13 protein-coding genes and 1 pseudogene are annotated in these 18158 nt (G+C 53.0%); 7 read left to right on the top strand and 7 right to left on the bottom strand.

Annotated elements, in window-relative coordinates; genetic code table 11:
- The 3 genes and pseudogenes from AC0Z7K_RS24015 to AC0Z7K_RS24005 all read left to right on the top strand — a co-directional run.
- Window positions 1-231: pseudogene (locus tag AC0Z7K_RS24015) on the top strand (T6SS immunity protein Tli3 family protein); the annotation flags it as partial.
- A 335-nt stretch (window positions 232-566) separates the two neighbouring features.
- Window positions 567-1997 (top strand): glycoside-pentoside-hexuronide (GPH):cation symporter, encoded by a 1431-nt coding sequence (locus tag AC0Z7K_RS24010; RefSeq protein ID WP_485616224.1) that lies wholly within the window; start codon window positions 567-569, stop codon window positions 1995-1997.
- A 10-nt stretch (window positions 1998-2007) separates the two neighbouring features.
- Window positions 2008-3561: a glycoside hydrolase family 43 protein gene (locus tag AC0Z7K_RS24005; protein WP_485616223.1), complete on the top strand. Its 1554-nt coding sequence runs from the start codon at window positions 2008-2010 to the stop codon at window positions 3559-3561.
- 42 nt (window positions 3562-3603) lie between these two features.
- Here AC0Z7K_RS24005 and AC0Z7K_RS24000 read toward each other — a convergent pair whose 3' ends face one another.
- From AC0Z7K_RS24000 to AC0Z7K_RS23985, 4 genes are all read right to left on the bottom strand, one after another.
- Entirely contained in the window at window positions 3604-5037 is a 1434-nt protein-coding gene (locus tag AC0Z7K_RS24000) for a 6-phospho-beta-glucosidase (RefSeq protein WP_485616222.1), read from the bottom strand.
- A gap of 63 nt (window positions 5038-5100) precedes the next feature.
- Window positions 5101-6633: a PTS transporter subunit EIIC gene (locus tag AC0Z7K_RS23995; protein WP_413527718.1), complete on the bottom strand. Its 1533-nt coding sequence runs from the start codon at window positions 6631-6633 to the stop codon at window positions 5101-5103.
- Window positions 6634-6781: 148 nt separating this feature from the next.
- Window positions 6782-7522 (bottom strand): MurR/RpiR family transcriptional regulator, encoded by a 741-nt coding sequence (locus AC0Z7K_RS23990; protein ID WP_485616221.1) that lies wholly within the window; start codon window positions 7520-7522, stop codon window positions 6782-6784.
- Window positions 7523-7559: 37 nt separating this feature from the next.
- On the bottom strand, window positions 7560-8063 hold the full coding sequence (locus tag AC0Z7K_RS23985) for a GNAT family N-acetyltransferase (RefSeq protein WP_485616225.1): 504 nt from the start codon (window positions 8061-8063) through the stop codon (window positions 7560-7562).
- Window positions 8064-8322: 259 nt separating this feature from the next.
- Between AC0Z7K_RS23985 and AC0Z7K_RS23980 the strand changes: the two genes are divergently transcribed.
- Window positions 8323-9513 carry a YjgN family protein gene (locus AC0Z7K_RS23980; protein WP_413527720.1) on the top strand — a complete coding sequence of 397 codons (1191 nt, stop codon included), beginning with the start codon at window positions 8323-8325 and terminating at the stop codon, window positions 9511-9513.
- Between the two features lie 3 nt (window positions 9514-9516).
- Window positions 9517-10545: a M48 family metallopeptidase gene (locus tag AC0Z7K_RS23975; RefSeq protein ID WP_485616219.1), complete on the top strand. Its 1029-nt coding sequence runs from the start codon at window positions 9517-9519 to the stop codon at window positions 10543-10545.
- A 76-nt stretch (window positions 10546-10621) separates the two neighbouring features.
- Here AC0Z7K_RS23975 and AC0Z7K_RS23970 read toward each other — a convergent pair whose 3' ends face one another.
- The 3 genes from AC0Z7K_RS23970 to pepA form a co-directional block, all read right to left on the bottom strand.
- A complete protein-coding gene (locus tag AC0Z7K_RS23970; RefSeq protein ID WP_485616218.1) occupies window positions 10622-13477 on the bottom strand; it encodes a valine--tRNA ligase in 2856 nt (951 codons plus the stop codon).
- The gene (locus tag AC0Z7K_RS23965; protein ID WP_112169325.1) at window positions 13470-13955 is read right to left on the bottom strand and encodes a DNA polymerase III subunit chi; all 486 of its coding nucleotides are present in this window, start codon (window positions 13953-13955) and stop codon (window positions 13470-13472) included. Before AC0Z7K_RS23965 ends, AC0Z7K_RS23970 begins: the two co-directional genes overlap by 8 nt.
- A 121-nt stretch (window positions 13956-14076) precedes the next feature.
- Entirely contained in the window at window positions 14077-15588 is a 1512-nt protein-coding gene (pepA, locus tag AC0Z7K_RS23960) for a leucyl aminopeptidase (RefSeq protein WP_112169327.1), read from the bottom strand.
- A gap of 277 nt (window positions 15589-15865) precedes the next feature.
- Between pepA and lptF the strand changes: the two genes are divergently transcribed.
- The gene (gene lptF / locus AC0Z7K_RS23955) at window positions 15866-16960 is read left to right on the top strand and encodes an LPS export ABC transporter permease LptF (protein WP_485616216.1); all 1095 of its coding nucleotides are present in this window, start codon (window positions 15866-15868) and stop codon (window positions 16958-16960) included.
- The gene (gene lptG, locus AC0Z7K_RS23950; protein ID WP_413527724.1) at window positions 16960-18030 is read left to right on the top strand and encodes an LPS export ABC transporter permease LptG; all 1071 of its coding nucleotides are present in this window, start codon (window positions 16960-16962) and stop codon (window positions 18028-18030) included. The genes lptF and lptG overlap by 1 nt, the downstream gene beginning before the upstream one ends.
- Window positions 18031-18158: the final 128 nt, after the last annotated feature.

Raw genomic sequence — 18158 nt, 5'->3', positions numbered from 1 at the left:
GGCGGCCCGGGTATTCCTTATACGCTAGAGGATGGGACTGTTCAGGTTCTTGAGGCTCGTGCTCCAGGCGAAGCATGGGGAATGGTTTATATGACTAAACTCGGGCTTGGACATAGTACTTCGCAATTCAAAACCAACTGGCAAGATTTACCCCAACAAATTCCCAAAGTAAAAAACTATCAGGGTTGGGATCATATGCGCTGTGATATGGACGCGGGGAAAACTGATTAACTCAGAAAATATCTGGCCTGCGCAATGGGATATGCCCAGACATATTGATAATTGAGGGCGAAGAAGTATCTTCGCCCCGCAGGGGAAAGGATAAAAAAGGCGATGATTTGCAGGTAATTATGGCGAGTGGGAAATATTCATGATCGACAAAAAACTATGAATTAAAAAAAGTGTAGTGAAAAGTTATGTCTTTTATTCATTCCCCCTTTGTGACCCCCCTCCCATTAAGCAAATTTCATAAGCCTTAAGTGAAATATGATTAAATTCAACGCAACGGTCAAAAGTTAACATACCAATTCTGAAAGCTATTCTACCTCATGGTGTGGAGTCAGATTATGGCAGCCGTAAAGAAATTGTCTGTTATAGAAAAACTCGGTTTTGGTATGGGAGATGCCGCGTGCGGGATCGTGTATTCCTCCGTCACAATGTTTCTGACGTACTTTTATACGGATATCTACGGGCTTTCCGCCGCAGCTGTCGGGGTGATGTTTCTGGTCACGCGCATTCTTGATGCCGTCAGCGATCCGCTTACCGGTATTGTCGCGGATCGCGTAAAAACACGGTGGGGGCACTTTCGCCCCTGGCTTATCTGGTTCGCGATCCCCTACGCCGTGCTGGCGGTCATGACCTTCACCACGCCGGATTTCGGGCACTCCGGCAAACTGCTTTACGCCTACATTACGTATTCTCTGCTGATGCTGTGTTACACCTTTATCAATATTCCCTACTGCGCGCTGGGCGGGGTGATCACCACGGATGATAAAGACCGGCTTTCCGCGCAATCCTACCGTTTTACGATTTCATCGCTGGCCGGTTTGCTGGTTTCCGTCGGTACGCTGTGGCTGGTGGATTATTTTGGGAAAGAGGATCTGCAGGCTGGTTATCAGGCGACGATGGCGGTGATGGGCGCTATCGCTGTTTGTATGCTGGTATTTTGTTTTTGCTTTACCAAAGAACGTATCACTGCCGAAGATACCCGCCAGGTCTCCGTGCGCAGTGATTTGAGGAATCTGTTGTCGAACGATCAGTGGCGGATAGTGGCCATCATCACTTTTTTCTCCAGCATGGCGGGCGTCATGCGCAGTTCCGCAACGCTGTATTACGCGACCTATCTGATGCTGGATAAAGGCCAAAGTCTGGTGAGCGGGACAGCGATGAAAAGTACCTTTATCACCACCAGCGTGGTGGGAACAATATTTGGGGCGATAGCGGCGGGATATTTCGCCAAGCGTTTTAGTACGCTGACGATGTTTAAAAATATCAATTTGCTGCTGGTTCTGGCCGGTGTGGTGATGTTCTTTGTCCCGCCGAAGTTCCTGCCGGTTATTTTCCCGCTGTATTTTATTATTGGTTTTTTACATCAAATGTATCAGCCATTTAAATGGAACATGATGGCCAACGCCGCTGATTATGGTGAGTGGAAAACCGGACGGCGGATCACCGGATTATCCTTCTCTGGTAACTTATTCGCCTTAAAACTGGGGATGGCGTTTGCCGGTGCGTTCGTCGGCTTCTCTCTCGGCTGGTTTGGCTATCATGCGGGTGCGGAAACCCAAACCGCACTCGCCACCACCGGGATTATTGGCCTGCTGACGGTCGGGCCGTCGGTGTCATATCTGATCCTCTATTTCCTCGCCCGTTTCTACAAACTTGATGATGCCACGATGAAAAATATTCAGCGCGATCTGGCAAAACGCAGCGCCGAGATTGCCCGCGGGCAGGAAAACGAAGTCGGTGTCTTAGCTCCTGTGATGGCCGTTAAATAAAGGGATGGCGATGAAAATCAAACCTGAAGGAAGCGCGGATTTAGGCGACGGGCACTATCAGAATCCGATCCTGCATGCTGACTATTCTGATCCGGATATTGTCTGCGTGGGCGATGATATTTATATGGTCGCCTCGAGCTTTAACCATATTCCCGGCCTGCCGGTTCTGCATTCAAGGGATCTGGTGAACTGGACTCTCGTCAACCACGTTGTGCCACGGATCAATTATCCCGCTTACGACAGCGTGCAGCCTGGCAAAGGAGTCTGGGCGCCCAGTATTCGTTATCACAACGGGTTGTTCTGGGTGTTTTACAGTATGCCAGATGAAGGCATTTTTATGTCTTATACCGCAGACCCGCTGAAAGCCTGGAGCGAGCCGCATTGCATTAAAGCGGTGAAGGGCTGGATCGATCCCTGTCCGTTCTGGGATAACGACGGGCGGGCGTGGCTGGTGCACGCGTTTGCCCACAGCCGCTCAGGCATCAAGCATCAGTTGCAGTTGTGCGAAATGTCCTCCGATGCAACATCACTGCTTGATGACGGTCGAATCATTTTTGATGGCTCGGTCTCTCATCCAACGGTTGAGGGGCCAAAAGTATATAAGCGCCACGGCGGGTATTACATCTTTGCACCGGCCGGTGGCGTGGAGAGTGGCTGGCAAACGGTATTACGCTCGCGTCATATTACCGGTCCGTATGAGGCCCGCGACGTGTTGCATCAGGGGACATCAAAAGTGAATGGCCCGCATCAGGGTGGCTGGGTGGAACTGAAGAACGGCGAATGCTGGTTCGTGCATTTTCAGGATGCCGCGCACGCTGGCCGCATTGTGCATCTGCAACCGATGCGCTGGAATGACGACGGCTGGCCGGAAATTGGTGCAGAAGTGGATGCCGAAGGGCTCGGTCAGCCGGTCGCCGTCCACGCAAAACCGGCCGGATGCCCGTCTGGTTTACCCTGCGCATCGCAAACCTCCGACGACTTTGCACAAGGCCGCTATGGCCTGCAATGGCAGTGGCAGGCGAACCTGCAACATGACTGGTTGAAACCGTCTGCGGCTGGCCTGAGGCTGGCGTGTTTTCCCTTCGGGCCGCGATCGTTGTACGATACGCCGCAGCTGTTGCTACAGAAGTTCTCCGCGCCACAATTTACCGTCACCACTTGTCTGACCCCATACTTTACCCGCGACGGTGAGCAGAGCGGGTTGATCGTCTATGGCGAAAGGTATGGTGCAGTATCCGTGTGTCAGCAGAATGGCGAAAACGTGCTGGTGTTTGATTTCGGATGGATGAGCGATAAGGGTGAACTGAGCCAGCGAAGAACTGTGCTGGCAGCTTTACCGCGCGGGCAGGCGGTATTTATCAGGGTGAAAGTGCTGTCGCGCGGCGTCTGCCATTTCTCGTTTAAACAGGAAGAGGGCGAGGGCTGGAAGGCCATCGGGCCGCAGTTTGCTGCATCAGCGGGGAAATGGGTTGGCGCGAAAATCGGGATTTATTCTGCATCGTCGGCGGTGAATGCCGGTGCGGGATACGGCGAGTTTGCCTATTTCGATATGCAGGCTGACTAATTACAAAAAAAACCAGCTCCGCGCGGAGCTGGCTGCCATTTTTTAAAGCACTTCTCCGTTGCTGCCAATCACTTTCTGATACCAGCTGAAACTCTCTTTTTTAGAGCGCGCCATCGTGCCAGTGCCATCATCGTTTTTGTCGACGTGGATGAAGCCGTAGCGTTTGCTGTACTGACCGGTGGTGAAGGACACGCAGTCGATGCAACCCCACGGTGTGTAGCCCATCAGCTCAACGCCGTCTTCCAGCACGGCCTTCTTCATTTGCTCAATGTGAGCTTTCAGATAGGCGATGCGGTAATCGTCGTGAACCATACCGTCGTCAGCCACTTTATCGATCGCGCCGAAGCCGTTTTCGACGATGAACAGCGGTTTCTGGTAACGTTCATACAAAATGTTAAGTGTGTAGCGCAGGCCGACCGGGTCGATCTGCCAGCCCCAGTCGGAGGCTTTGACGTGCGGATTTGGCACGCTGCCCGCAAAGCCGGACAGGCCATTGTCATCACTCGGGTTGTGCGCGGAAATCGCGTTGCTCATGTAATAGCTCAGGCCAATGTAATCCGCGCAACCCTCGCGCAGCGCCTGCAAATCACCGTCTTCCATTTTGATGTCAAACCCGCGACGCTCCCACTCTTTCAACGCATACGCAGGGTAGTAGCCGCGCATGTGGACGTCACTGAACAGGAAGCGCTCGTGCATCGCTTCGACGGAATACATCACGTCGTCAGGGTGGCAGGAGAACGGGTACAACGGCACCATGGCGATCATGCAACCGATTTGGAAATCCGGGTTGATCGCGTGGCCGAGTTTGACCACTTTGGCGCTGGCCACGAACTGGTGATGCAGCACCTGGTACATCGTCTCTTCCGGGTTTTCCTGCTCGGTGAAGACCACGCCGGAGCAGCAATAGCCGAACAACGGATACTGCCAGTTACGCTGGTTGTTGATTTCGTTGAAGGTCATCCAGTATTTCACTTTGCTTTTGTAGCGTTCCATCACCACCTGGCTAAAGCGCACGAAGAAATCGACGACCTGACGGTTTTTCCAGCCGCCGTACTCTTTCACCAGATGCCACGGCATCTCAAAGTGGGAGAGGGTGATCACCGGCTGGATGTTATATTTGAGCAGCTCATCAAACATATCGTCATAGAATTGCAGTCCGGCTTCATTTGGCTGTAATTCGTCACCGTTCGGGAAGATGCGCGTCCAGGCAATCGATGTACGGAAGCATTTGAAGCCCATTTCGGCAAACAGCGCGATGTCTTCTTTATAATGGGAATAGAAATCTACGGCTTCGTGATTGGGATAGCTGTAGCCTTCCAGCACGCCATCGGTCATCACGCGGTCAACACCGTGCGCGCCGCCGGAAAGCACGTCGCAAATGCTGACGCCTTTACCGCCTTTATTCCAGCCGCCTTCAACCTGATGCGCCGCAACCGCGCCGCCCCATAAAAAATCTTTTGGTAACTGATGGCTCATTTGGTTCTCCCTTAATGTTTGATGCGGGCGGAGACCTCCGCCCTTTACACGGGTATTTCAGATTTAATTCATTTCTGCCTGCGTGGCGCGTCGGGATTCAGCCTGCACCTTTTTAGTGGCCACAACGTCGGGCTCATCTTTGAAACCAACCAGCCAGGTGAACAGGGCACCGAGGACGAAGGCGACGCTTATCGACAGCAGGAAGCCGAGGAACTGCGGCATGTGGCCTTCTTTGAAGAATACCGGCAGCACGGCGATGCCCGGCAGGCAGTAACTCCATGACACCGCATTGAAGGAGCCGGCAATTGCGCCGCCGATACCCCCCGCGACGCAACTGCACAAGAATGGTTTTTTCAGACGCAGCGCGACGCCATAAATGGCCGGTTCGGTGATGCCGAACAATCCGGTGACGCCAGCGGACAGTGAAATGCCTTTCATTTCGCGGCTGCGGGTTTTCAGATACACGCCAAACATGCTGCCGGTCATTGCGAAGACGGCAGAAGCCTGCAGGCCAGTGAAGGTGTCGTAGCCCAGCGTCGCGTAGTTGCCGACTGTGACCGGCGTAATGCCCCAGTGGACGCCCAGCGTAACCAGCGGCTGCCAGAATGCACCGACGAAGAATCCGGCGACGGTCGGGCTGAGGTGATAGAGATAGTTATAAACGCCGCCAATCGCGCCGCCAATAAGATTGCCTACCGGCCCGAAGACCAGCAGCGTCATCGGCACCATAATGGCGATACAAAACATTGGCGTGAACAGATTGCGGATAACGATCGGCAGCACTTTATTGAAGAAACGTTCAATGTAAGACATCGCCCAGACCATCAGAATGACAGGGATCACCGAGGCGGTATAGCTCAGGTATTTCACCGGAATACCAAGAAAATCGAGCGTTGGCGCGGCGATCGGTATGCCGACCACTTCCGTCAGGATGCGGGCGATTTCCGGGTTACTCACCGCTTCACGCATTAACTGCTGCATGGCCGGATCGGCGGAGTTGATCGACGTAATCTTGAACGCCGTCAGCATGTTCATGTAATCCGGGCTTATCAGCGCACAGGCGGTAATCACTGCGGTAAACGGATTGACGTTGAATTTTTTAGCCGCGGTGAAGGCGATCATGACTGGCAGGAAGGTAAATGCCGTCCATGAAACAAAGTTAAGAATACGGTAGGTGCCGCTGTTGGCGTCCATGATGCCGACCGCAGCGAGGAAAGAGATAATCCCCTGTAAAATACCGCAGGCGGCGAGCTGATAAAGGAATGGCGTGAAAATGCTGGAGATGACATCCATGACGCGGCTGACAATACCGACATTCGGCGCAGAGACCGGCGCATTTTCATCCACGTGGATAAGCTTCAGTACCTGTTTGTAGGCATCGCTGACGTGGTTGCCGATCACCACCTGCATCTGGCCTCCGGCCTCGATAACAGTAATCACGCCTTTTACGCGTTTTAATTCTTCTTTCTCAACGGCGCTATTATCTTTCAGAACGAAGCGTAATCGTGTGGCGCAATGTGTGATGCTAATCACATTATTTTCGCCGCCGATATATTTAACAATATCCTGAGCTGTCTGAGCGTAATCAATAGCCATTATTTATTATTCTCCTGCCGGGGTGTACAGAGATGATGTTTTATTTTTTTTAATTGCTGGCAGGAGTGTAACAAAAGAAAGGGTGATGTCACGATATAACAAAAAACAGGCTTAGGAATATGTCACAAGTTAAAAACACCTTGTTTTTTCATTGCGCTGCGTCACGTTTTATTAAGGGTAATTTCTTTCCGATGGTCTCAATAATATAAAGTACCGGGATCTGCGTGGTAATATTATATTGCCCTTCAAGCACAATTTGCGGCATGTGGTAAGAGATATTGAGATCGGCCATCCGCGCCAGCGTTGAGTTCTCGCTGTTAGTCAGGCTGATGATCTTGCAGTTATGCTGACTGAACTGGGTGGCGAAACGCAGGACTTCTTCTGTTTCACCGGAGACCGAAAGAATAATCGCAATAGCATCTTTATACATATCGCTGTTGATCGGAAAATAAGGGTCATCAATAAAGGTGCTGAATTTACCGACATTTGAGAAGAACCGCGCGCTGTATTTCCCCAGTGAGCCGGATGTTCCCACACCGACAAATATAATGCGCTGTGCATTAGCAATTTGTAGCGCGGCCTGATCTAATAATTCATCAAACTCACTGTTATTAATACTTTTGAAATAACTGATAATTTCGCTGATGCCGAATGACACTGGCGGTTTTTCTTCATGCTCTAAAAACAGTTTAAAACGGATACGAAATTCTGAGTAGCCGTCGCAATCCATTTTTTTGCAAAACCGTAGCACCGTGGTGGTGGACACACCCGCGGCATCCGCCAGTTCACGGATAGTCATGTACATCACTTTGTCGCCATTTTTGACGATGTAGTTATAAACCGTCAGTTCCAGTTCATTTAACGCGGAAATGGCTTTGTGAGTGAACATGTTGCTGCCTGTCAGGTAATGGAAAGCGAAAACGCGGTTACAGGTATTTTATCATCGTCACTTCGCAATCGACGTGACCTGTATTCCCCAATGCGCCATCAATGTGCTGGAAACCGAGACGTTCGTACAGCGCGATAGCCTGCGTCAGGCTGGCAGTGGTTTCGAGGTAGCAGCGGGCAAACCCCTGCTGGCGTGCATAATCAATGGCCTGAAGCGCCAGACGTTTCGCCAGTCCCTGACCGCGCAGTGAAGGCATGAAGTACATCTTCTGCAACTCGCACAAATCATCCTCTGCACCTGACAGCGGGGCCATACCGCCGCCACCGGCGACAACGCCGTCAAGCTCCACCACCCAGTATGCGCAGCGCGGCTGGCTGTAGCTTTCGTACAAATGGTCCAGGTTTGGGTCAGCCACGGTATAGCCTTTATCTGCCGTGAGGCCAAATTCGGCGGATACGTGACGGATCACGCTGGCGATCGCAGCATTATCTTCAGGGCGGATCGGGCGCACCAGCACGCTGACAGGGAGGGAGGTCGTCATGTTACTCACTCAGTTTCCACTATAGGCAATCAAACAGACCGTTTTAATACCATTTTAGGGCGGGCGGATGCAACGCTGCCGTCTTCTCATCGTTCTAATACTTATCCCAAATGAGATTTTTTTTCATCTGAATTGTAAAGATTTTATTGCCTGATTGTATACGTGCGTGATTAAATCTTCAGCGTTACACCAAGCACTACGCCTCTTTCTTCATTATAAGAGAGACGGTTTCTTATTCCTTTCAGGACGAAAGATAAAAATGTCTGATAATAATCAACGCAACGACAGTCTGCATCAGGTTCGTTTTCATGGTAAGGGCGGAGAATATTTCGCAATCTGGCTGGTGAATGCTTTACTGACCATCGTCACTTTGGGGATTTATTCTGCGTGGGCGACAGTACGCCGCCGTCGTTATTTTCTGGGTAATACTGAAATAAATGGTGATCGCTTTGATTATCACGCCAAGCCAATTCAAATATTGAAAGGGCGTTTACTGGTGATCGCCGGCATTATTGTATTTTATATTTTAGCAGCGTTAATGCCACAGCTGGCGTTGCTGTTCGTACTGGCGTTTTTTGCTTTGCTGCCGTGGGTGATTGTCCGCAGCTGGCGTTACAACGCGATTATGACCAGCTATCGTGGCGTGCGTTTTAACTATCACTGCAAAGTAGGCCGAGCTTACTGGACCATGTACCTGTGCCCGATCCTGCTGATGCTGGCGCTGTATATTCCTATTATGTTCGTGGTATTGATCGCCGTTCAAACTGCCAGTATCAGCGCGATATTGCTGAGCATGGTGTTGGTGGCTGTGGCATTAGTACCGGGCGTTGCTGCGGTGCAGGGTATTATCAGCGCAATGACGCACGATTTATACGTCAATAATATGTTCTTCGGAAAGACGGCGTTTCGCGCCGAACTGAAGAAAGCGGCTTTTATTAAATACAGCTTGCTGGGCATTTTATTATTCCTGCCGTTCCTGATTTTCGCTTTCTGGCTGATGGGCTCGTTCTTCACAACGATATACCAGATGGTCTTGATGGGCGGCATATCTGATGAAATGGCTGGAGCGATGCTGATGAGCAATATGTTCGACTTCTTCTTTGCCATCGTCATTCTTTTGGTCGGTTCGCTGGTGGTTGCCAGCTACCAGGTGGTCGCGATTCGCAATTACGTATTCAATCAGACACGTATCGGCGACGGTGTAAAACTGCATTCCTCCATGAAAACGCTGTCCTATCTGGGGCTGTTGTTCACCAATGCGCTGATCGTGGTGTTCTCGCTGGGTCTGGCAACGCCGGTGGCTCATGTGCGTACTGCGCGTTACGTGGCCGCATCAACGGCTGTTTCTGGCGACCTGTCGTTGCTGGATGTTCAGGCGCACGGCGACTCTGCCAAGACGGCTGTTGCAGAAGAAGTGGCGCAGGCATTTGATCTTGGTGTCGGTCTGTAACACATGACTATTGAAGGCTTTTATCAGCCTCCGGGACGGGCAGCGCGTGAGGCTGCCCGCCTTTTTCTGGAAAACGGGCAGTTTGTGACGCTGGATACGCCTGAATCACAAACCCGCTTTACCCTCAGTGAGATTGACGTTTCTGATGCGCTGGGCACCATTCCCTTGTTTCTTACGTTCCCCGACGGTAGCCGTTTTGTTCCCGCTGATGATGCAGCGTTTCGCCACTGGTTACTCAAACATCGCAAGCCGGGCTGGGTGTATCGTATGGAAAGCCATAAACGTGGCGTTGTCCTTACGCTGCTGGCGACCTGTCTGCTGATCGTTTTCTACGTCTATGAATTACTGCCGTGGGCCAGCAATGCGATTGCGCTGCGCATTCCGACCACGATTGAGCAAAACCTCGGTCGTCATACGATGACGCTTCTCCGGGCCAGTGATTTTCAGGATTCAGCGTTACCGCCAGATCGGCAGAAAGCGCTTCAGGTTCTGTTCAGCCAGGTAACGCCGCCGTCGTTGCGTAATGACCGGACACCAGTCAGCCTGAAACTGATGAATATTCCCGATGTGGCCAATGCGTTTATGCTGGCTGACGGCACGCTGGTCCTCAGCGACAATCTGGTCGCCCTCAGCCCCGGCGATGACGCGCTGGCGGCGGTGATGCTGCATGAGATAGGGCATCACGTTTATCGTCATCCGATGCGCATGCTGGTGCGTTCTTCACTGGTATCGCTGACGTTGTTGTGGATGACCGGTGATGTCACTGGCATTGGCGATACGTTACTGCAGGCGGCGTCGCTGGCTAATGAGTTGCAGTTTTCACGCAATATGGAACGCGATGCAGATGACTGGGCAATAGTGGAAATGAAGCGTGAAGGGCGATCGCTGGAGCAAATGGAACAACTCTATTCGCTACTCGCGGCACAATCGCAGAAGGAAAAAATCAGCGACAACAATCTACCTGACTGGATGAGTACGCACCCTGCGATGCAGTCGCGGATGGAACATATTCGGGATGCCGCAAGGCAATAGCAGGTTTAAATCACTGAATCTGATGCATAAAAAAGGCCGCTTGCGCGGCCTTCGTCATTTCAGGCATTCATCAACATTACAGCGCAGCGATGGTCGCTTTCTGTTCTGCAATTTTGATTTTGGCTTCACCGCAGGCTGCCAGACGGTCGCGCTCTTTAGCGACAACGGCTTCCGGCGCACGCGCCACAAAACCTTCGTTAGACAGTTTGCCTTCGATAGACGCAATCTCACCGTCCAGTTTCGCCATCTCTTTGTCCAGACGCGCCAGCTCGGCGTCTTTATCAATCAGACCAGCCATTGGGATCAGCAGTTCAGCGCCTTCCACCAGTTTGGTGACAGACACAGGGCCTTTATCGCCGGCAGGCAGAATGGTAATGGACTCCAGACGCGCCAGAGACTGAATGAAGCTCAGGTTCTGTTCCACACGACGCTGTGCATCGGCACTTGCGCCACGCAACAGCAGTTCCAGCGGCTTGGCCGGAGACAGGTTCATCTCGGCACGCACGTTACGGATTGCGATGATCGCCTGCTTGATCCACTCGAGATCGGCCAGCGCCAGTTCGTCCGTTTTGGCTGCATCAAATTCCGGGAAAGGTTGCAGCATGATGGTCTCTGCTGTGATGCCTTTCAACGTTTTCACGCGCTGCCAGATGGTTTCTGTGATGAACGGAATGATCGGGTGCGCAAGACGCAGCAGACCTTCCAGCACTTCCACCAGCGTATGACGGGTGCCGCGCAGTTGGGCTTCGCTGCCGCCGTTCATCACCGGTTTGGTGAGTTCCAGATACCAGTCGCAGAACTGGTTCCAGGTGAATTCATACAGAATGCTGGCGGCCAGATCGAAGCGGTAAGTGTCCATCGCATCGCGGTAGGCTTTCACTGTGCGGTTATACTCCGCAAGGATCCAGCGGTCAGCCAGCGACAGCTCCAGTTCGCCGCCGTTCAGACCACAATCCTGATCTTCTGTGTTCATCAGCACAAAGCGGCTGGCATTCCACAGTTTGTTACAGAAGTTGCGGTAACCCTCAAGGCGTTTCATATCCCAGTTGATGTCACGGCCGGTAGAAGCCAGTGCCGCCAGCGTGAAGCGCAGGGCGTCGGTGCCGTGCGGTTCGATGCCGTTCGGGAACTGCTTCTCGGTGCGTTTGCGGATTTTCTCCGCCAGCTGCGGCTGCATCATGTTGCCGGTACGTTTTTCCAGCAGGTCTTCCAGCGAGATACCGTCGATCATATCCAGCGGATCGATGACGTTACCTTTTGACTTGGACATTTTCTGCCCTTCGTCGTCGCGGATAAGCCCGGTCATGTAAACGGTGTTGAACGGAACCTGTGGCTTGCCGTTTTCGTCTTTCACGAAGTGCATGGTCATCATGATCATGCGGGCGATCCAGAAGAAGATGATGTCGAAGCCGCTGACCACTACGCTTGAAGGATGGAATGCTTTGAGATCAGGCGTCTGCTCTGGCCAGCCCAGCGTGGAGAAAGTCCACAGGCCGGAAGAGAACCAGGTATCGAGCACGTCTTCGTCTTGCGTCAGTACCACGTCTGCGCCCAGATTGTTTTCGCTGCGCACTTCCGCTTCGTCACGACCAACGAACACGTTGCCTTCGGCGTCATACCACGCCGGAATGCGGTGTCCCCACCACAGCTGACGGGAAATACACCAGTCCTGAATATCGCGCATCCAGCTGAAGTACATGTTCTCGTACTGTTTCGGTACGAACTGAATTTCGCCTGTTTCTACGGCTTCCACCGCGACTTTCGCCAGCGGCGCAGTGCGCACGTACCACTGGTCGGTCAGCATAGGTTCAATTACCACACCGCCACGGTCGCCGTAAGGTACGGTCAGATCATGAGGTTTGATTTCTTCCAGCAGGCCGGCTTCTTCAAACGCTGCCACCACGGCTTTACGTGCGGCAAAGCGCTCAAGGCCACGGAACTGCTCAGGAATGTCGTTGCTGCACGCGTCGCTTTCTTCACCGTTGGTGTCGAACACTTCAGCGGTCTGGCGGATGTCGCCGTCGAACGTCAGGATATTGATCATCGGCAGGCCGTGACGTTTCCCGACTTCATAGTCGTTAAAGTCGTGCGCCGGGGTGATCTTCACACAACCGGTGCCTTTTTCCATATCGGCGTGTTCATCGCCCAGAATGGGAATGCGACGACCGACCAGTGGCAGAATGATCTCTTTGCCGATCAGGTCTTTGTAACGCGGATCTTCCGGGTTCACTGCCACGCCGGTATCACCAAGTACGGTTTCCGGACGGGTGGTGGCGACCACCAGATAATCTTTGCCTTCAGCAGTTTTCGCGCCGTCAGCCAGCGGATAACGCAGGTGCCACATGGATCCTTTGGACTCGCGGTTTTCGACTTCGAGGTCAGAAATCGCAGTGCGCAGTTTTGGATCCCAGTTCACCAGACGTTTGCCACGGTAAATCAGGTCTTCTTTGTACAGACGGACAAACACTTCGCGTACGGCGTTGGACAAGCCTTCATCCATGGTGAAGCGCTCGCGCTCCCAGTCCACGGAGTCGCCGAGACGGCGCATCTGGCGGGTGATGGTGCCGCCGGATTCTGCTTTCCAGTCCCAAATTTTGTCGATGAATGCTTCACGGCCATAGTCGTGGCGGGTTTTGCCTTCTTCAGCGGCGATCTTACGTTCAACCACCATCTGCGTTGCGATACCCGCATGGTCAGTGCCCGCCTGCCACAGGGTGTTTTTCCCCTGCATGCGCTGATAGCGGATCATGGCGTCCATGATGGTTTGCTGGAAAGCATGACCCATGTGCAAGCTGCCGGTGACGTTCGGCGGCGGGATCATGATGGCAAAGCTTTCTTTACTGGTATCACCATGTGGCTTGAAATAGCCCTGTTGTTCCCAGTGCTCGTAAAGCGGCTGCTCGATGTCTTGCGGGTTATATGTCTTATCCATTTCGCTTCGTATTTTCGTCGGTCGATGTGGTGACTGAGGGCGGCGTGGCCGTCGTCAAAGAGAAACCCACGCTGCGATAGGCTTTGTAGCGTTCGCGCGCAAGTTGTTTAAGGGAATCTTCGTAAGGAACGAAGTCTACCACTTCATGGAAAGCAGTAGCAAAATCTGCAAATTCTGGCAAAAGGCTGATCAGCAGGTCACGTGGCGCATTGCCACGTTTTCCCGGCCAGCAGAGCTCCACCGGTGCGCCAAAACGCGGGCCTTCGCCGGCCAGGTTGTGCGGCACGAAGTGGGTCGGATCGCGCTTCCAGAGTGCTTCATCCAGACGCTCGGCCTGTGCCTGACTTTCACAAGCCAGCAGGACACGTTTGCCCATCCGGTAACGTTCAGCGGCGACCTGACAGGCCAGCGCTTCGTGCGAGCTGAGCTCGCCACTGGCATCCGGCGCATCGAGAAGAAAGAAGGTTGCCTGTTTCATGATGAGTTCACTGTGCTGCTGAGAAAAAACAGGGGCGCAACTGGGTGCGCCCGCCTGTGAAGGGGTTGGCGAACCAAACCCCGATTGTCAAAATTATACCTTATTTGACGGGTGAATCAGATCATTCATCACCGTCAAGACCGGCACGGTTCAGCAGGAACTGTGCCAGCAGCGCGACAGGGCGACCGGTCGCCCCTTTGTTTTTCCCTGAACGCCACGCCGTACCGGCGATGTCCAGATGCGCCCAGCTGTATTTGCGGGTAAAGCGCGACAGGAAGCAACCGGCAGTAATAGCACCGCCTGCGCGGCCACCAATGTTCGCCATATCCGCAAAGTTGGAATCCAGCTGTTCCTGATATTCATCCGCCAGCGGCAGACGCCATGCGCGGTCACCCGCCTGTTCAGATGCACCGATAAGCTCGTGCGCCAGCGGATTGTGGTTCGACAGCAAGCCGGTGATGTGATGGCCGAGGGCGATCACACAGGCGCCGGTCAGCGTGGCGACGTCAATCACCAGCTCAGGATCGAAACGTTCGACGTAAGTCAGCGCATCGCAAAGAACCAGACGGCCTTCGGCATCGGTATTGAGCACTTCGACGGTCTGACCGGACATCGAGGTGAGTACATCGCCAGGACGGAACGCCTGACCGCCAGGCATGTTTTCACAGCCTGCCAGCACGCCCACAACGTTGAGTGGCAGATTCAGTTCAGCCACTACACGCATGGCGCCATAGACCGCTGCTGCGCCGCACATGTCGTACTTCATTTCATCCATGTCAGCCGCAGGCTTGATGGAAATACCGCCGGAATCGAAGGTCAGGCCTTTACCGACGAGCACGATAGGCTTAGCGTCCGGATTCGGATTGCCCTTATATTCCATCACCGACATCAGCGATTCGTTTTTCGAACCCTGACCGACGGCCAGATAGGCATTCATTCCCAGCTCTTTCATCTGCTGCTCGCCGATGACGCGCGTGGTGATGTTGGTGCTGAACGCGTCGGCAAGCTGACGCGCCTGCGACGCCAGATAAGCGGCGTTACAGATGTTAGGTGGCATGTTGCCGAGGTCTTTCGCCGCTTTGATACCGGCGGACACCGCAAGGCCGTGCTGGATAGCGCGTTCACCGCTGGTCAGTTCACGGCGCGTTGGCACGTTAAAGACCATTTTGCGCAGCGGACGGCGTGGTTCGACTTTATTGCTTTTCAGCTGATCGAAGGTATAAAGCGACTCTTTGGAGGTTTCGACCGCCTGACGCACTTTCCAATAAGTATTACGCCCTTTAACGTGCAGCTCGGTGAGGAAGCAAACGGCCTCCATAGAACCGGTGTCGTTGAGGGTATTGATCGTTTTCTGGATAACTTGTTTGTACTGGCGCTCATCCAGTTCGCGTTCTTTGCCACAGCCAATCAGCAAAATGCGTTCTGAAAGAATATTCGGTACATGATGCAGCAACAGGGTCTGACCCACTTTGCCTTCAAGTTCGCCACGGCGAAGCAGGGCGCTGATGTAGCCATCACTGATTTTATCGAGTTGTTCGGCAATCGGTGACAGACGGCGAGGTTCGAAAACGCCGACTACAATACAGGCACTGCGTTGTTTTTCCGGGCTACCGCTTTTTACGCTGAACTCCATGCACTCTCCTGAATCTTAAAGACAAGGGCGGGAGGTACGGCTAGAATGGTCGCCGGAGATACTCTCCCGTCATTGTGTTAACGACCTGTGTTAACCTTAAACGGCGTTAGTTTTTATTTTGGCGGCTATAAGCATGTTCCTATAGGACACCCCAATTCTCGGTGTTGTAATACTATTTTAGCTGTGAAGGTTGCCATATGATGAGAATAAATGACGGATTAGCGATGAAACTAGCGATTTTCCTTCAAAAAGACAAGTTTTCACAGGCGTATTAAGCGTGATCATCATTAGATATCTGGTTAGGGAAACCTTCAAGAGCCAATTTGCCATTCTCTTCATTCTGCTTCTCATCTTCTTTTGTCAGAAGCTGGTCAGGGTGCTTGGAGCGGCAGTCGATGGCGATATCCCAACAAATTTAGTTCTGTCACTTCTGGGTTTAGGTATTCCGGAAATGGCGCAGCTTATCCTTCCTCTCAGCCTTTTCCTCGGCTTGCTGATGACGCTCGGGAAACTGTATACCGACAGTGAAATCACAGTCATGCATGCCTGTGGCCTCGGAAAACGGTCACTGGTCATTGCTGCACTGGTTTTGGCGTTATTTACCTCAGTTTTCGCTGGCATTAACGCTATCTGGCTTAGCCCCTGGTCATCCAAACATCAGGACGCGGTTCTGGCAGAAGCCAAAGCCAACCCGAGCATGGCGGCGATGGTCGAAGGCCAGTTCCAGCAGGCGCAAAACGGCAATGCGGTGCTGTTCGTCGGCAACGTGAAGGGCAAAGAATTCCATAACGTCTTCCTGGCTCAGTTGCGCCCTAGTGGTAATCAGCGTCCTTCCGTCGTGGTGGCTGATAAAGGCCACATGCTACAGCGCCCGGACGGTTCTCAGGTTGTTACTCTCGATCAGGGCACCCGTTACGAAGGCACCGCGTTACTGCGTGACTTCCGCATCACCGATTTCACCGACTATCTCGCCGTGATCGGCCATCAGACCGTGCAGCTGGATCCGAACGAGTCCGATCAGATGACTATGTCGCAACTGTGGCATTCCGATGAACCGGAAGCTCGCTCTGAGCTGAACTGGCGCTTAACGCTTATCGTGTCTGTGTTCATCATGGCGCTGTTAGTGGTTCCGCTGAGCGTGGTGAACCCGCGTCAGGGCCGCGTTCTGAGTATGTTACCGGCGATCCTCCTTTATCTGATTTTCTTCCTGCTGCAAACCTCGCTGCGCTCCAACGGCGCGAAAGGCAAGCTGGATCCGATGATCTGGATGTGGGGAACGAACCTGGTCTACTTCGGGCTGGCATTGATTCTGAATGCATGGGATACGTTGCCGGTTCGTAAGTTCCGTGCACGCTTGAGAGGAGCTGCCTGATGTTTGGCGTATTAGACCGGTACATCGGTCGCACTATCTTCAACACCATCATGATGACGTTGTTCATGCTGGTGTCACTCTCTGGCATCATCAAGTTTGTCGACCAGCTGCGTAAAGTCGGGCAGGGCGGATATTCAGCGGCGGGCGCCGGGCTTTACACCTTACTCAGCGTGCCAAAAGATATCGAAATCTTCTTCCCGATGGCGGCTTTGCTGGGCGCATTGCTGGGTCTGGGCACGCTGGCCACCCGCAGTGAACTGGTGGTGATGCAGGCATCTGGTTTCACCCGCATGCAGATTGCTGCATCGGTGATGAAAACCGCGATCCCGCTGGTGCTGCTGACCATGGCGATCGGCGAGTGGGTAGCCCCGCAGGGCGAGCAGATGGCGCGTAACTACCGTGCGCAGCAGATGTACGGCGGGTCACTGCTTTCTACTCAGAATGGATTGTGGGCGAAAGACGGTCATGACTTTATTTATATCGAACGCGTGGCGGGCGAGAAAGAGCTGACCGGCGTGAACATCTATCACTTCGATAACGCAAATAAGCTGCAATCGGTGCGTTATGCCTCCTCCGCGACCTTCGATAACGGCGAGTGGAAACTGTCGCAGGTGGATGAATCCGACCTGACCGATAAGCTGCAAATCACCGGCTCCCAGACGCTGACCGGCGTGTGGAAAACCAATCTGACTCCGGACAAGCTGGGCGTTGTGGCGCTCGACCCGGATGCGCTGTCGATAAGCGGCCTCTACAACTATGTCAAATACCTGAAGCAGAGCGGGCAGGAGTCCAAACGTTATCAGCTCAACATGTGGAGCAAGATCTTCTCGCCACTGTCCGTTGCGGTGATGATGCTGATGGCGCTGTCCTTCATCTTCGGCCCGCTGCGCAGCGTACCGATGGGGGTGCGCGTGGTAACGGGGATTTGCTTTGGTTTCCTGTTCTACGTACTTGACCAGATTTTCGGTCCGCTGAGCCTGGTTTACAGCATTCCGCCGATATTAGGCGCGCTGTTGCCAAGCGGGTTGTTCTTTGTCATCAGCATGTATTTGCTGTTGAAGAAGAAGTAAAACCGCCGTGTCAGAAACAAAAAAAGCAGGCTGAGCCTAATGCCGGTCACTTAAGGTGACCGGCATTGTTTTTTAAGGGATATTTCGACCTTTTTTCTCTCACTTCCCTTGTATATTCCCGCTCGCGC

This window comes from Rahnella sp. 1L-D-7-B-C2, assembly GCF_057290995.1.
Note: the sequence above shows the minus strand (reverse complement) of the source record. Positions and strands in the feature narration are given on the sequence as shown.

Bases quoted from the DNA above. Each gene is read 5' to 3' on its own strand.
- AC0Z7K_RS23965 (WP_112169325.1), bottom strand. From the start codon at position 13,955: ATGAAACAGGCAACCTTCTTTCTTCTCGATGCGCCGGATGCCAGTGGC.
- AC0Z7K_RS24005 (WP_485616223.1), top strand. From the start codon at position 2,008: ATGAAAATCAAACCTGAAGGAAGCGCGGATTTAGGCGACGGGCACTAT.
- AC0Z7K_RS23975 (WP_485616219.1), top strand. From the start codon at position 9,517: ATGACTATTGAAGGCTTTTATCAGCCTCCGGGACGGGCAGCGCGTGAG.
- pepA (WP_112169327.1), bottom strand. From the start codon at position 15,588: ATGGAGTTCAGCGTAAAAAGCGGTAGCCCGGAAAAACAACGCAGTGCC.
- AC0Z7K_RS23980 (WP_413527720.1), top strand. From the start codon at position 8,323: ATGTCTGATAATAATCAACGCAACGACAGTCTGCATCAGGTTCGTTTT.
- AC0Z7K_RS23995 (WP_413527718.1), bottom strand. From the start codon at position 6,633: ATGGCTATTGATTACGCTCAGACAGCTCAGGATATTGTTAAATATATC.
- lptG (WP_413527724.1), top strand. From the start codon at position 16,960: ATGTTTGGCGTATTAGACCGGTACATCGGTCGCACTATCTTCAACACC.
- AC0Z7K_RS23990 (WP_485616221.1), bottom strand. From the start codon at position 7,522: ATGTTCACTCACAAAGCCATTTCCGCGTTAAATGAACTGGAACTGACG.
- AC0Z7K_RS23985 (WP_485616225.1), bottom strand. From the start codon at position 8,063: ATGACGACCTCCCTCCCTGTCAGCGTGCTGGTGCGCCCGATCCGCCCT.
- AC0Z7K_RS24000 (WP_485616222.1), bottom strand. From the start codon at position 5,037: ATGAGCCATCAGTTACCAAAAGATTTTTTATGGGGCGGCGCGGTTGCG.
- AC0Z7K_RS24010 (WP_485616224.1), top strand. From the start codon at position 567: ATGGCAGCCGTAAAGAAATTGTCTGTTATAGAAAAACTCGGTTTTGGT.
- AC0Z7K_RS23970 (WP_485616218.1), bottom strand. From the start codon at position 13,477: ATGGATAAGACATATAACCCGCAAGACATCGAGCAGCCGCTTTACGAG.